This is a genomic window from Enterobacter sp. EC_50, assembly GCF_019584525.1.
Lineage (GTDB): Bacteria > Pseudomonadota > Gammaproteobacteria > Enterobacterales > Enterobacteriaceae > Enterobacter > Enterobacter roggenkampii.
The window spans coordinates 161,533-175,279 of the sequence record NZ_VDAF01000003.1; the positions used below are offsets into that span (position 1 = coordinate 161,533).

16 protein-coding genes and 5 tRNA genes are annotated in these 13,747 nt (G+C 53.6%); 18 read left to right on the forward strand and 3 right to left on the reverse strand.

Annotation, left to right across the window (positions count from 1 at the left end; genetic code table 11):
- Window positions 1–11: 11 nt before the first annotated feature.
- The 17 genes from cydB to pnuC all read left to right on the forward strand — a co-directional run bounded on the left by cydB (window position 12) and on the right by pnuC (window position 9,963).
- Complete coding sequence (gene cydB, locus FHC48_RS04055; RefSeq protein WP_008501099.1) at window positions 12–1,151, forward strand: cytochrome d ubiquinol oxidase subunit II; 1,140 nt, start codon at window positions 12–14, stop codon at window positions 1,149–1,151.
- Window positions 1,152–1,165: 14 nt separating this feature from the next.
- A complete protein-coding gene (cydX, locus tag FHC48_RS04060; protein WP_003858598.1) occupies window positions 1,166–1,279 on the forward strand; it encodes a cytochrome bd-I oxidase subunit CydX in 114 nt (37 codons plus the stop codon).
- Complete coding sequence (gene ybgE, locus FHC48_RS04065; RefSeq protein WP_023618885.1) at window positions 1,279–1,569, forward strand: cyd operon protein YbgE; 291 nt, start codon at window positions 1,279–1,281, stop codon at window positions 1,567–1,569. Before cydX ends, ybgE begins: the two co-directional genes overlap by 1 nt.
- Window positions 1,570–1,717: 148 nt before the next feature.
- A complete protein-coding gene (gene ybgC, locus FHC48_RS04070; protein ID WP_003858593.1) occupies window positions 1,718–2,122 on the forward strand; it encodes a tol-pal system-associated acyl-CoA thioesterase in 405 nt (134 codons plus the stop codon).
- Window positions 2,119–2,811, forward strand: coding sequence for a Tol-Pal system protein TolQ (gene tolQ / locus FHC48_RS04075; protein ID WP_008501101.1), 693 nt, complete (start codon window positions 2,119–2,121; stop codon window positions 2,809–2,811). Before ybgC ends, tolQ begins: the two co-directional genes overlap by 4 nt.
- A 3-nt stretch (window positions 2,812–2,814) precedes the next feature.
- Window positions 2,815–3,243 (forward strand): colicin uptake protein TolR, encoded by a 429-nt coding sequence (gene tolR, locus FHC48_RS04080; RefSeq protein ID WP_003858589.1) that lies wholly within the window; start codon window positions 2,815–2,817, stop codon window positions 3,241–3,243.
- A 28-nt stretch (window positions 3,244–3,271) separates the two neighbouring features.
- Complete coding sequence (tolA, locus tag FHC48_RS04085; protein ID WP_059365181.1) at window positions 3,272–4,555, forward strand: cell envelope integrity protein TolA; 1,284 nt, start codon at window positions 3,272–3,274, stop codon at window positions 4,553–4,555.
- A gap of 134 nt (window positions 4,556–4,689) precedes the next feature.
- Entirely contained in the window at window positions 4,690–5,982 is a 1,293-nt protein-coding gene (tolB, locus tag FHC48_RS04090; protein WP_008501103.1) for a Tol-Pal system beta propeller repeat protein TolB, read from the forward strand.
- Between the two features lie 35 nt (window positions 5,983–6,017).
- Entirely contained in the window at window positions 6,018–6,539 is a 522-nt protein-coding gene (pal, locus tag FHC48_RS04095) for a peptidoglycan-associated lipoprotein Pal (protein WP_003858578.1), read from the forward strand.
- A gap of 9 nt (window positions 6,540–6,548) precedes the next feature.
- A complete protein-coding gene (cpoB, locus tag FHC48_RS04100; RefSeq protein ID WP_021241013.1) occupies window positions 6,549–7,346 on the forward strand; it encodes a cell division protein CpoB in 798 nt (265 codons plus the stop codon).
- Between the two features lie 161 nt (window positions 7,347–7,507).
- Window positions 7,508–7,583 (forward strand) — tRNA-Lys (locus FHC48_RS04105).
- Window positions 7,584–7,610: 27 nt separating this feature from the next.
- Window positions 7,611–7,686, forward strand: a tRNA-Val gene (locus tag FHC48_RS04110).
- Between the two features lie 3 nt (window positions 7,687–7,689).
- A tRNA-Lys gene (locus FHC48_RS04115) sits at window positions 7,690–7,765 on the forward strand.
- Window positions 7,766–7,810: 45 nt separating this feature from the next.
- Window positions 7,811–7,886 (forward strand) — tRNA-Lys (locus FHC48_RS04120).
- 24 nt (window positions 7,887–7,910) lie between these two features.
- Window positions 7,911–7,986: transfer RNA gene (locus FHC48_RS04125), tRNA-Lys, on the forward strand.
- 191 nt (window positions 7,987–8,177) lie between these two features.
- On the forward strand, window positions 8,178–9,221 hold the full coding sequence (gene nadA, locus FHC48_RS04130; protein ID WP_032656266.1) for a quinolinate synthase NadA: 1,044 nt from the start codon (window positions 8,178–8,180) through the stop codon (window positions 9,219–9,221).
- A gap of 22 nt (window positions 9,222–9,243) precedes the next feature.
- Window positions 9,244–9,963 (forward strand): nicotinamide riboside transporter PnuC, encoded by a 720-nt coding sequence (gene pnuC, locus FHC48_RS04135; RefSeq protein ID WP_023293003.1) that lies wholly within the window; start codon window positions 9,244–9,246, stop codon window positions 9,961–9,963.
- Here the strand turns inward: pnuC and zitB are convergent.
- Together zitB and FHC48_RS04145 are read right to left on the reverse strand one after the other, a co-directional pair.
- Window positions 9,960–10,892, reverse strand: a complete 933-nt coding sequence (zitB, locus tag FHC48_RS04140; protein ID WP_008501107.1) for a CDF family zinc transporter ZitB — start codon at window positions 10,890–10,892, stop codon at window positions 9,960–9,962. The two genes, pnuC and zitB, sit on opposite strands and share 4 nt — an antisense overlap.
- Window positions 10,893–10,998: 106 nt before the next feature.
- The gene (locus FHC48_RS04145) at window positions 10,999–11,376 is read right to left on the reverse strand and encodes a protein YbgS (protein ID WP_059365184.1); all 378 of its coding nucleotides are present in this window, start codon (window positions 11,374–11,376) and stop codon (window positions 10,999–11,001) included.
- A gap of 304 nt (window positions 11,377–11,680) precedes the next feature.
- Here FHC48_RS04145 and aroG point away from each other — a divergent pair, with 304 nt between their 5' ends.
- Complete coding sequence (gene aroG, locus FHC48_RS04150; RefSeq protein ID WP_008501110.1) at window positions 11,681–12,733, forward strand: 3-deoxy-7-phosphoheptulonate synthase AroG; 1,053 nt, start codon at window positions 11,681–11,683, stop codon at window positions 12,731–12,733.
- Between the two features lie 61 nt (window positions 12,734–12,794).
- Here the strand turns inward: aroG and gpmA are convergent, their stop codons facing one another.
- Window positions 12,795–13,547, reverse strand: a complete 753-nt coding sequence (gene gpmA, locus FHC48_RS04155) for a 2,3-diphosphoglycerate-dependent phosphoglycerate mutase (RefSeq protein ID WP_008501111.1) — start codon at window positions 13,545–13,547, stop codon at window positions 12,795–12,797.
- Between the last annotated feature and the right edge of the window lie 200 nt (window positions 13,548–13,747).

Consider the following 13,747-nt stretch of genomic DNA (forward strand, 5'->3'; position numbering starts at 1 on the left):
GGAGTCATCAAATGATCGATTATGAAGTATTGCGTTTTATCTGGTGGCTGCTGGTTGGCGTTCTGCTGATCGGTTTCGCCGTCACGGATGGTTTCGACATGGGGGTGGGGATGCTCACCCGTTTCCTCGGTCGTAATGACACCGAGCGTCGAATCATGATCAATTCCATCGCCCCGCACTGGGACGGTAACCAGGTGTGGCTGATCACCGCAGGCGGCGCGCTGTTCGCTGCCTGGCCGATGGTCTACGCGGCTGCGTTCTCCGGTTTCTATGTGGCGATGATTCTGGTGCTGGCCTCTTTATTCTTCCGTCCGGTCGGTTTCGACTACCGTTCGAAGATTGAAGATACCCGCTGGCGCAACATGTGGGACTGGGGCATCTTCATTGGTAGCTTCGTTCCACCGCTGGTGATCGGCGTGGCGTTCGGTAACCTGCTGCAGGGCGTACCGTTCCACCTGGACGAGTACATGCGTCTTTACTACACCGGTAACTTCTTCCAGCTGCTGAATCCGTTTGGTCTGCTGGCCGGTGTCGTCAGCGTGGCGATGATCATCACTCAGGGCGCAACCTACCTGCAGATGCGTACCGTGGGCGAGCTGCATCTGCGCTCCCGCGCGACGGCTCAGGTTGCTGCGCTGGTTACGCTGGTCTGCTTCGCGCTGGCCGGTGTGTGGGTGGTGTACGGCATTGATGGCTACGTGGTGACGTCTGCCATTAACCACACCGCACCGTCTAACCCGCTGACCAAAGAAGTGGCGCGTCAGGCGGGAGCATGGCTGGTGAACTTCAACACTACCCCTGTGCTGTGGGCGATCCCGGCGCTGGGCGTGCTGCTGCCGCTGCTGACCATGTTGACGTCTCGTCTGGAAAAAGGCGCGCTGGCGTTCGTGTTCTCTTCACTGACTCTGGCATGCATCATCCTGACGGCGGGTATTGCGATGTTCCCATTCGTCATGCCATCCAGCACCATGCTGAATGCTAGCCTGACCATGTGGGATGCAACGTCCAGCCATATGACGCTGAACCTGATGACGTATGTTGCTTGCGTGTTCGTTCCGATTGTTCTGGCCTACACCATCTGGTGTTACTGGAAAATGTTCGGCCGCATCACGAAAGAACATATCGAAAGCAATACCCACTCTATGTATTAAGTAAGGAGCTGAATATGTGGTATTTCGCATGGATTTTAGGGACGCTTCTTGCCTGTGCATTTGGTGTCATCACTGCCCTGGCGCTTGAGCACGTTGAAGCGACCAAAGCGGGTGAAGAAAAACACTGATGAATATTATCGCGAAACTTTACGCGGTAATGGATAAGCGCCCGTTACGGGCGCTTTCTTTAGTGATGGCATTACTGCTGGCAGGCTGTATCTTCTGGGACCCTTCGCGCTTTGCAGCGAAAACCAGCGAGCTTGAAATCTGGCACGGCTTCCTCATCATGTGGGCGGTGTGCGCAGGTGTGATCCACGGCGTGGGCTTTCGTCCGAAAGCCGTTCACTGGCAGGGAATTTTTTGCCCGCCGATCGCCGATCTGGTTCTACTCGCCGGTTTGATTTTCTTCTTCTTCTGAATAAGAAATGTCCGTTAACGTTATGGGCTTACCCGAGCCCATAAAAATTTACTCTCCGTTTACTTTCCCCCATTCCAAACCATCTTTCCCGCGCGTATAGTAGCGAAGTTTAAAAGCTCTAACTTTTGTTGCATTACTGGGATGTAAAGTGAATACAACGCTGTTTCGATGGCCGGTTCGTGTCTATTACGAAGATACCGATGCCGGTGGTGTGGTTTACCACGCCAGCTACGTTGCTTTTTATGAACGGGCACGCACAGAGATGCTGCGCCATCATCACTTTAGTCAACAGGTGCTGTTGGCTGAGCGAGTTGCCTTCGTGGTACGCAAGATGACGCTTGAGTATTTTGCGCCTGCCAGACTCGACGATATGCTCGAAGTCCAAACTGAAATTACATCAATGCGCGGGACCTCACTGGTTTTCACGCAGCGGATAGTCAACGCAGAGAATACCGTACTGAACTCAGCTGAAGTGCTGATTGTTTGTGTTGATCCAACCATAATGAAGCCTCGTGCGCTTCCTAAGTCTATTGTCGCGGAGTTTAAGCAGTGACTGACATGAATATCCTTGATTTGTTCCTGAAGGCAAGCCTTCTGGTTAAACTTATCATGTTGATTTTGATTGGTTTTTCAATCGCATCCTGGGCCATCATCATCCAGAGAACGCGTATCCTCAATGCCGCTGGCCGTGAGGCTGAAGCGTTTGAAGATAAGTTCTGGTCGGGCATTGAGCTTTCTCGTCTGTACCAGGAGAGCCAGGGACGTCGTGAAAATCTGACCGGCTCCGAGCAAATTTTCTATAGCGGCTTCAAAGAGTTCGCCCGTCTGCATCGTGCAAACAATCATGCGCCTGAAGCGGTGGTGGAAGGTGCCTCGCGCGCGATGCGCATTTCCATGAACCGCGAGCTGGAAAACCTTGAAACGCATATTCCTTTCCTCGGTACTGTCGGTTCCATCAGCCCGTATATCGGTCTGTTTGGTACCGTGTGGGGGATCATGCACGCCTTTATCGCGCTGGGCGCGGTGAAGCAGGCCACGTTGCAGATGGTTGCACCGGGTATCGCTGAAGCACTGATTGCGACCGCTATCGGTCTGTTTGCGGCAATTCCTGCGGTTATGGCTTACAACCGTCTGAACCAGCGCGTGAACAAACTGGAACTGAACTACGACAACTTTATGGAAGAGTTCACTGCGATTCTGCACCGTCAGGCGTTTACCAGCACCGAGAGCAACAAGGGGTAAACCATGGCCAGATCGCGTGGACGAGGTCGTCGCGAGCTCAAGTCCGAAATCAATATCGTTCCACTGCTGGACGTCCTGCTGGTACTGCTGCTGATCTTCATGGCAACAGCGCCAATCATTACCCAGAGCGTGGAAGTGGATCTGCCGGATGCGACAGAATCACAGGCTGTGAGCACCAATGACGATCCTCCGGTTATCATTGAGGTTTCCGGCGTAGGGCAATACAGCGTCGTGGTAGAAAAAGATCGTATGGATCAGCTGCCACCTGAGCAGGTTATTGCCGAAGCGCAGCGTCGCCTGGAGTCAAATCCGAAAACGGTCTTCTTAATCGGTGGCGCGAAAGACGTACCCTACGATGAAATTATTAAAGCGCTGAACTTGCTACATAGTGCGGGTGTTAAGTCAGTTGGCTTAATGACCCAACCTATTTGATCATCCGCGTAGTTTTTGGGAACCGATAGTGTCAAAGGCAACCGAACAGAACGACAAGCTTAAGCGAGCGATAATCGTCTCCGCAGTGCTGCACGTTATTCTCTTTGCAGCGCTGATCTGGAGTTCGTTCGACGAGCATATTGATGCATCAGCCGGCGGCGGTGGAGGATCTTCCATTGACGCCGTCATGGTGGATCCCGGTGCGGTAGTACAGAACTATAATCGCCAACAGCAGCAGAAGGCGAGTGCAAAACGGGCTGAAGAGCAGCGTGAAAAACAGGCGCAACAGCAAGCGGAAGAACTGCGTGAAAAGCAGGCTGCCGAGCAGGAACGTCTGAAGCAGCTTGAAAAAGAACGTTTGCAGGCGCAGGAAGCCGCGAAAGCGCAGGCAGAGCAGCAGAAACAAGCCGAAGAGGCCGCGAAAAAAGCACAGGAACAGCAAAAGCAGGCGGAAGAGGCGGTAGCAAAAGCCGCAGCGGACGCGAAAGCACAGGCTGATGCCCAGGCGAAATTAGCGGCAGAAGCGGCGAAGAAAGCGGCTGCTGACGCCCAGAAGAAAGCGGAAGCCGAAGCGGCGAAGAAAGCGGCCGCTGATGCTCAGAAGAAAGCGGAAGCCGAAGCCGCGAAGAAAGCCGCAGCTGATGCTCAGAAGAAAGCAGAAGCGGAAGCCGCGAAGAAGGCCGCTCAGGAAGCAGAGAAGAAAGCTGCTGCCGAGGCCGCGAAGAAAGCGGCTGCTGCAGAGAAAGCAGCAGCAGAAAAAGCCGCGGCAGAAAAAGCCGCGGCAGAAAAAGCCGCAGCTGCCGAAAAAGCCGCTGCTGACAAAAAAGCTGCAGCTGAGAAGGCCGCTGCCGATAAGAAAGCTGCAGCTGAAAAAGCGGCTGCTAAAAAGGCTGCCGCCGCTGAAAAAGCCGCTGCTGCCGCAGGGGTTGACGATCTGCTGGGCGATTTGAGCTCCGGTAAGAATGCGCCGAAAACGGGCGGTGGGGCGAAAGGAAACAACGCAGCGCCGACCGGAAGTGGTAACACTAAGAGTAACGGTGCGACAGGGGCTGAAATCAACGGTTATGCCGCGCAGATTAAATCCGCTATTGAAAGCCGATTCTATGATGCGTCTTCCTATACCGGTAAAACGTGTACGTTGCGTATAAAACTGGCTCCGGACGGCATGCTGCTGGATATTAAGTCTGAAGGTGGCGACCCGGCTTTATGTACTGCGGCCCTGGCTGCAGCGCGTCAGGCGAAGATGCCTAAACCGCCTTCGCAGGCAGTCTACGAAGTCTTCAAAAATGCGCCGCTGGACTTCAAACCTTAAGTTACATTTTCCCCGTGCAAACGGGGAAAAATAGACCAGGTTTAGTCACAGGGTGCGGGTAGTTTTGTCTATTTGAGTTTGTTAACATTCTGCTAAATTATCGTGGGTAAGGTTACCCGGATAAGGGAGATATGATGAAGCAGGCATTACGTGTAGCATTTAGTTTTTTAATGCTGTGGGCAGCAGTACTGCACGCAGAAGTACGTATCGAGATCACCCAGGGGGTGGACTCGGCACGCCCAATCGGTGTTGTTCCGTTCCAGTGGGCCGGTCCTGGCGCTGCACCTGAAGATGCCGGTGGCATCGTGGCGGCTGACCTGCGTAACAGCGGTAAATTCAACCCGTTAGATCGTTCTCGCCTGCCTCAGCAGCCGGGTAGCGCGCAGGAAGTTCAGCCTGCAGCATGGTCTGCACTGGGTATTGATGCCGTGGTTGTGGGTCAGGTTACCCCTAATCCGGACGGTTCTTACAACGTGGCCTGGCAGCTGGTGGATACCGGCGGTGCACCAGGTACCGTTCTGGCCCAGAACTCTTACAAGGTCACTAAGCAGTACCTGCGCTACGCGGCACACGCTGCCAGCGATGCGGTATTTGAAAAACTGACCGGCATTAAAGGTGCGTTCCGTACCCGTATCGCGTACGTGGTGCAGACCAACGGTGGTCAATTCCCGTATGAGCTGCGCGTATCTGATTACGATGGCTACAACCAGTTCCTGGTGAAACGCTCTTCGCAGCCACTGATGTCTCCAGCCTGGTCTCCGGACGGTTCTAAGCTGGCGTATGTGACCTTCGAAAGCGGCCGTTCTGCGCTGGTTATCCAGACGCTGGCAAACGGTGCGGTTCGTCAGGTGGCGTCTTTCCCACGTCACAACGGTGCGCCTTCGTTCTCTCCAGACGGCTCTAAACTGGCGTTTGCGTTGTCTAAAACCGGTAGCCTGAACCTGTACGTGATGGACATTGGCTCTGGCCAGATCCGTCAGGTGACCGACGGTCGCAGCAACAACACCGAACCTTCATGGTTCCCGGACAGTCAAAACCTGGCGTTTACCTCTGACCAGGCCGGCCGTCCACAAATCTACAAAGTCAATATTAACGGCGGTGCTCCGCAGCGTATTACCTGGGAAGGTTCTCAGAACCAGAACTCAGACGTGAGCAGCGACGGTAAATTTATGGTAATGGTCAGCTCCAACGGCGGGCAGCAGCACATTGCCAAACAAGATCTGGTAGCGGGTGGCGTGCAAGTTCTGTCGTCAACGTTCCTGGATGAAACGCCAAGTCTGGCACCTAACGGCACTATGGTAATCTACAGCTCTTCTCAGGGGATGGGATCTGTGCTGAATCTGGTTTCTACAGATGGGCGTTTCAAAGCGCGTATTCCGGCAACTGATGGACAGGTAAAATCACCTGCCTGGTCGCCGTATCTGTAAATAATAATTAATTGATTACTAAAGGAATCATAGAAATGCAACTGAACAAAGTGCTGAAGGGGCTGATGATCGCTCTGCCTGTAATGGCAATCGCAGCGTGTTCTTCTAACAAGAACGCCAGCAATGACCAGAGCGGCGAAGGCATGATGGGTGCCGGCACCGGTATGGACGCGAACGGCAATGGCAACATGTCTTCTGAAGAGCAGGCGCGTCTTCAGATGCAGCAGCTGCAGCAGAACAACATCGTTTACTTCGATCTGGATAAATACGACATCCGTTCTGACTTCGCTGCGATGCTGGATGCGCACGCTAACTTCCTGCGTAGCAACCCATCTTACAAAGTCACCGTAGAAGGTCACGCGGACGAACGTGGTACCCCAGAGTACAACATCTCCCTGGGTGAACGTCGTGCTAACGCTGTTAAAATGTACCTGCAGGGTAAAGGCGTTTCTGCTGACCAGATCTCCATCGTTTCTTACGGTAAAGAAAAACCTGCAGTACTGGGTCACGACGAAGCGGCTTACTCCAAAAACCGTCGTGCCGTACTGGTTTACTAAGAGAATTGCATGAGCAGTAACTTCAGACATCATCTGTTGAGTCTGTCGTTACTGGTTGGAATAGCGGCCCCCTGGGCCGCTTTTGCTCAGGCACCAATCAGTAGTGTCGGCTCAGGCTCGGTAGAAGACCGGGTCACTCAACTCGAGCGTATTTCTAACGCTCACAGCCAGCTTTTAACCCAACTCCAGCAACAACTTTCCGATAACCAGAATGATATTGACTCTCTCCGCGGTCAGATTCAGGAAAGCCAGTATCAGCTTAATCAGGTTGTGGAACGTCAGAAGCAAATCTTGTTGCAGATAGATAGCCTGAGCAGCGGTGGTGGTGCAGCAGCGCAACCAGCCGCAGGCGATCAGAGCGGTGCGGCGACGTCTACGCCAGCGCCATCTGCTGATACGTCTGCCTCAACAGGCGCGCCTGTACAGAGCGGTGACGCGAATACGGACTACAATGCGGCCATTGCCCTGGTGCAGGATCAATCTCGTCAGGATGACGCGATTGCTGCGTTTCAGAGCTTTGTTAAGAAATACCCTGATTCCACTTATCAGCCAAATGCCAATTACTGGCTCGGTCAGTTGAATTACAACAAGGGTAAAAAGGACGATGCGGCGTTTTATTTTGCCTCAGTGGTGAAAAATTACCCAAAATCGCCGAAAGCGCCAGATGCGATGTATAAGGTTGGCGTGATCATGCAGGACAAAGGCGACACGGCGAAAGCCAAAGCGGTTTATCAGCAGGTGGTCGCAAAATTCCCGGGTACCGAAGGTGCTAAGCAGGCGCAAAAACGTCTGAATTCGATGGGATGATTATAGCATGACCAGAAATCGCGTTATTTCTGGTCGTGCAGCATGATTACTAAGCAGTTAAGTGATCTTCATCGAAATTTTTGTTGCGCAGAATTCTTAAATCAGTAATATATGCCGCCGTTGCCACGGGATATCAAACAACGTGAAAGCAGCATAAAAGTGGGTCGTTAGCTCAGTTGGTAGAGCAGTTGACTTTTAATCAATTGGTCGCAGGTTCGAATCCTGCACGACCCACCACTTAACGCAGTTCCGGCAGTACAGAGTGGGTGATTAGCTCAGTTGGTAGAGCATCTCCTTTACACGGAGGGGGTCGGCGGTTCGAGCCCGTCATCACCCACCACTCGGGTCGTTAGCTCAGTTGGTAGAGCAGTTGACTTTTAATCAATTGGTCGCAGGTTCGAATCCTGCACGACCCACCACTTAAAGTGGTACCGAGTAAAAATCTTCGAAGTCAGCACCCGAATGGGTCGTTAGCTCAGTTGGTAGAGCAGTTGACTTTTAATCAATTGGTCGCAGGTTCGAATCCTGCACGACCCACCACTTCGAAGAAAAAAATCCCGCAAGGGGTCGTTAGCTCAGTTGGTAGAGCAGTTGACTTTTAATCAATTGGTCGCAGGTTCGAATCCTGCACGACCCACCAGTGTAGAAAGGCGCCCTAAAGGCGCCTTTTTGCTATCTGCGGTACAACAAATGCTCCGCCCATCTATTCCCGGTGACTTTTCACGCCAGATTCGCTATCTTGTTTAGTATACAAAACACAATTGCCACGCGTTTTGCTATGTCAGGCAAATGAAAGGCAATATTGTTAAGCCCGTAAAACGAGAAGCCATAATGAGTGTGATGTTTGATCCTGAAGCCGCAATCTATCCGTTTCCGCCTAAGCCTGTCCCGCTGAGCCAGGACGAAAAGCAGTTCTACCGCGAGAAGATTAAACGTCTTCTTAAAGAGCGCGACGCGGTGATGGTGGCCCATTACTACACCGACCCGGAAATTCAGCAGCTGGCGGAAGAGACCGGCGGCTGCATTTCTGACTCACTGGAGATGGCGCGCTTCGGTGCACGACATCCCGCTTCCACGCTGCTGGTGGCCGGCGTGCGTTTTATGGGCGAAACGGCAAAGATCCTGAGCCCGGAAAAAACCATTCTGATGCCCACGCTTAACGCGGAGTGTTCCCTGGATCTCGGCTGTCCGATTGACGAATTCACGGCCTTCTGTGATGCCCACCCTGACCGGACCGTGGTGGTTTACGCGAACACGTCGGCAGCAGTGAAAGCGCGGGCAGACTGGGTGGTCACGTCAAGCATCGCCGTTGAGCTGATTGAACATCTGGACAGCCTGGGTGAGAAGATTATCTGGGCGCCTGATCGCCATCTCGGCAACTATGTTCAGAAGCAGACGGGGGCTGACGTACTCTGCTGGCAGGGCGCCTGTATCGTTCATGATGAGTTCAAGACGCAGGCGCTGGCGCGCATGAAGGCGCTTTATCCTGACGCCGCCATTCTTGTGCACCCTGAATCTCCGCAGTCGATTGTCGGCATGGCGGATGCGGTGGGTTCAACCAGCCAGCTTATTAACGCGGCCAGAACGTTGCCTCACAAGCAGCTTATCGTGGCGACCGATCGCGGTATCTTCTACAAGATGCAGCAGGCCGTGCCGGAGAAAGAGCTTCTCGAAGCGCCTACCGCAGGCGAGGGGGCAACGTGCCGCAGCTGTGCGCATTGCCCGTGGATGGCGATGAACGGCCTGAAAGCGATTGCCGAAGGGTTAGAAACCGGTGGTGCGGCGCATGAAATCCACGTGGATGCTGGCCTGCGTGAAGGCGCGTTAATTCCGCTTAACCGCATGCTGGATTTTGCGGCTACACTACGTACTTAATTGACTACGCCCCGGGGAAAAGATGGATTTTTTTAGCACACAGAACATTCTGGTTCATATACCGATTGGTGCAGGTGGCTATGACCTGTCATGGATTGAGGCCGTTGGTACGCTGGCGGGATTATTGTGTATCTGGCTGGCAAGCCTTGAGAAGATCAGCAATTATGCGTTCGGGCTGATTAACGTCACGCTGTTTGCGATTATTTTCTTCCAGATCCAGCTGTACGCCAGCCTGCTTTTGCAGCTGTTCTTCTTCGCCGCCAATATTTACGGCTGGTATGCGTGGTCGCGTCAGAACAGCCAGCAGGAGGCAGAGCTGCAGATTCGCTGGCTGCCCTTGCCGAAAGCCATCGCCTGGTTTGTCGCCTGCGTGGTGGCCATTGGCTTAATGACCGTCTTCATCAATCCGGTATTTGCGTTCCTGACCCGCATTGCCGTTTCGGTCATGTCCGGCATCGGCCTGAACGTGACGATGCCAGAACTCCAGCCGGATGCTTTCCCGTTCTGGGATTCCTGCATGATGGTGCTGTCGATTGCGGCGATGATTCTGATGACCCGTAAATACGTTGAGAACTGGCTGCTGTGGGTCATCATCAACGTTATCAGCGTAGCGATCTTCGCCCTGCAGGGCGTCTATGCCATGTCGCTGGAATATCTGTTGCTGACCTTCATCGCGCTGAACGGTAGCCGGATGTGGATTAACAGCGCGCGTGAGCGAGGCTCTCGCGCGCTTTCCAGCTAGTGGTCATGATGATGTGAATGACCGGACTGCGCCTCGTTAAGGTGGCAGTCTGGTCCGCTACAGGGCTGATACTCCATCTGAACGGTGGCATGGCTAATGTCGTAGTGATGTTCCAGGAAGTGCTGGATGCGATCGAGCAGCGCATCGTGGTCGTGAGGCGGGATCACCTGGACATGGAGCGTCATGACCGGTTTCTCCCCCACCAGCCAGACGTGCACGTGGTGGACATTGCGGACTTCCGGAACAGTACGGCGCAGGTTGCGCTTCAGCTCGTCGATGTCCATGGATGCCGGAGCCCCTTCAAGCAGTTCATTCACGCTCTCCTTCAGCAGCCGCCAGGCGCTGCGCAAGACCAGACACGACACCAGCACGGACAAAATCGGATCGACAGGCGTCCAGCCGGTATAGAGGATCACCAGCGCGGCGACAATCGCCCCGACTGAACCGAGCAAATCCCCCAGCACATGCAGAGCCGCCGCGCGCACGTTGAGGTTCTTTTCCTCGCTGCCGCGGTGCAAAATCCAGAAGGCTAGGATATTCGCCACCAGCCCTGCCACGGCAATCACCATCATTGTCGCCCCGGCAATCGGCTGAGGATGTCTGAACCGCTGAATGGCCTCCCAGACGATAAGAATGGTAATGACCACCAGGGCAATCGCGTTAACAAAGGCGGCAAGGGTCGTCAGCCTCAGCCAGCCGAAGGTATGGCGTGTATTGGGGGGACGACGGGCAAACTGTACGGCCAGAAGGGCGAAAAGTAGCGCCGCTGCATCGGTAAGCATATGCCCGGCGTCAGCCAGTAGCGCCAGAGAGCCGGAGACCAGACCGCCGATGACCTCAATAATCATGAAGGTTGCGGTGACGCCGAAGGCCAGCAGCAATCGTTTAGCGTTGTCGTCGCCGGCGGCGTGGGAATGTGTGTGTGCCATGTTATCTTTCCTGATTCGTTATCGTTTTTAGTGTAGCGTTTTTAATAGGTTACTCAAAAAGAAAGGAGAGCCTTAGCTCTCCTTTTATCATTAATTTCACAGCCGGTTACTGAGTCGTACCATCTGTTTTGGTATTGGCATCATCCCCCACTTTGTCATTCGGGTCGGGACATTTGCCATCTTTACACATGGAGTTCTTATGAACTTCATCTTTGCTCATGCTGTCATGATTCATGGTGCCGGAGTCGGTACCGTTGGGGGGCAGCATGGTGCCGCCGGTGTTGGTGTTTCCATTATTGATCTGACTATTATCGACATTGTTCGGGGCGACGTTCTGTTTGGCATCAGGGGCGACCTGGCCTGCTGACGCAGCCGCGTTTGCATCACCGTTACCCGATGAGCCCGTTTCGGCCGCAAGAACGCTACCGCTGGCCAGGGTGAGGGTGGCGGTCAGGAAGAGGGTTGCCAGTTTTGTCATTTTCATCATGGTGCTCCTGTTCTTGTCGTTACGCTGGATAACATTTTCCAACAGTGCATCTTTTTCAGAGGCGAAAGATTCCGCCATACGGACTTACGTCAGTCGGGAATCGCGTTTAAGCGTGTAAAAATGGTTGTTACAGTTAAAAAGCTTAGGTTAGATCTCGTTTTTCGCTATTTTGTGGCGATTTTTAGGCGAATTCCAGGAATTATCTGCGTGAAGTGTAAAACCGTGTTTACACTTCCTGAGCGACAAGATAGATTGAAAGGATTGCTTTCATTACTAAAGATATGGCAGAGCTGGAACGAAGATGAATTATCAGAATGACGATTTACGTATTAAAGAGATCAATGAGTTATTACCTCCTGTAGCACTCCTTGAGAAATTCCCCGCCACTGAAAATGCCGCAAACACGGTTTCTCATGCTCGTAAAGCGATCCATAAGATCCTGAAAGGTAATGACGATCGTCTTCTGGTGGTGATTGGCCCATGCTCTATCCACGATCCTGCTGCCGCGAAAGAATACGCAGCCCGTCTGCTCACCCTGCGTGAAGAGCTGAAGGATGAGCTGGAAATCGTGATGCGCGTCTATTTTGAAAAACCGCGCACCACCGTTGGCTGGAAAGGGCTGATTAACGATCCGCACATGGATAACAGCTTCCAGATCAACGACGGCCTGCGCATTGCGCGCAAGCTGCTGCTGGAGATTAACGACAGCGGGCTGCCTGCGGCCGGTGAGTTCCTGGATATGATTACGCCCCAGTATCTGGCAGACCTGATGAGCTGGGGGGCAATTGGTGCCCGCACTACTGAATCTCAGGTTCACCGCGAGCTGGCGTCCGGTCTCTCTTGTCCGGTGGGCTTCAAAAACGGCACTGACGGCACCATTAAGGTGGCTATCGACGCCATCAACGCAGCGGGCGCACCGCACTGCTTCCTGTCCGTGACCAAATGGGGCCACTCCGCCATCGTTAACACCAGCGGTAACGGTGACTGCCATATCATTCTGCGCGGCGGCAAAGAGCCGAACTACAGCGCAAAGCATGTGGCCGAAGTCAAAGTCGGGCTGGAAAAAGCCGGGCTGCCACCGCAGGTGATGATCGATTTCAGCCACGCCAACTCCAGCAAGCAGTTTAAAAAGCAGATGGAAGTGGGCGCAGACGTCTGTCAGCAGATTGCCGGCGGTGAGAAGGCGGTAATTGGTGTGATGATCGAAAGCCATCTGGTTGAAGGTAACCAGAACCTGGAAGGCAGCGAGCCGCTGGTGTACGGCAAGAGCGTGACCGATGCCTGCATCGGCTGGGATGACACCGACGCCATCCTGCGCCAGCTGGCGAATGCGGTGAAAGCGCGTCGCGGTTAATTCTGACGGCTCAAATAAAAAAGCGCGGACGGTTCCGCGCTTTTTTTATGGTCAGCGAAAATTACTTCGCTTTACCCTGGTTCGCAACGGCCGCCGCTTTCGCTGCGATTTCGTCCGCGTTACCCAGGTAGTAGTGTTTGATTGGCTTGAAGTTTTCGTCGAACTCATACACCAGCGGTACGCCAGTTGGGATGTTCAGTTCGAGAATTTCGTCTTCACCCATGTTGTCCAGGTATTTCACCAGCGCACGCAGGGAGTTACCGTGAGCAGCGATAATCACGCGCTCGCCGCTTTTCAGACGTGGCAGAATGGTTTCGTTCCAGTAAGGCACAACGCGGTCGATGGTCAGCGCCAGGCTCTCGGTGGTTGGCAGCTCAGCGTCGGTCAGTTTCGCGTAACGCGGGTCGTGGCCCGGGTAGCGCTCGTCATCTTTGGTCAGCTCTGGTGGGGTGACCGCGAAGCCGCGACGCCACTGTTTAACCTGCTCGTCACCGTATTTCTCAGCGGTTTCCGCTTTGTTCAGGCCCTGCAGCGCACCGTAGTGACGCTCGTTCAGTTTCCAGGATTTCTCAACCGGCAGCCAGGCCTGGTCCAGTTCGTCCAGCACGTTCCACAGGGTATGGATGGCACGTTTCAGCACAGAGGTGTATGCAAAATCAAAGCTAAAGCCTTCTTCCTTCAGCAGTTTACCTGCTGCTTTTGCTTCGCTTACGCCTTTCTCGGACAGATCAACGTCGTACCAACCGGTAAAGCGGTTTTCGTTGTTCCACTGGCTTTCGCCGTGACGCACCAGAACCAGCTTAGTAATAGCCATCTCTTACTCCTCAAGCATTTTTAGAATGATAACAATTCTCATTATATTGCCGTGGCCGTGCCAGCAGCAACGCTTAACCCTAACCATAGCGAAAATAGTCTCTGAGTGTAAGATGCTTGTGAATCCAGGGTTATGATTTTGTCTGCGATCGGCGCTATTTTCAGCAAGACGCACAGAAAAAAGCCCTCCGGAGGGAGGGC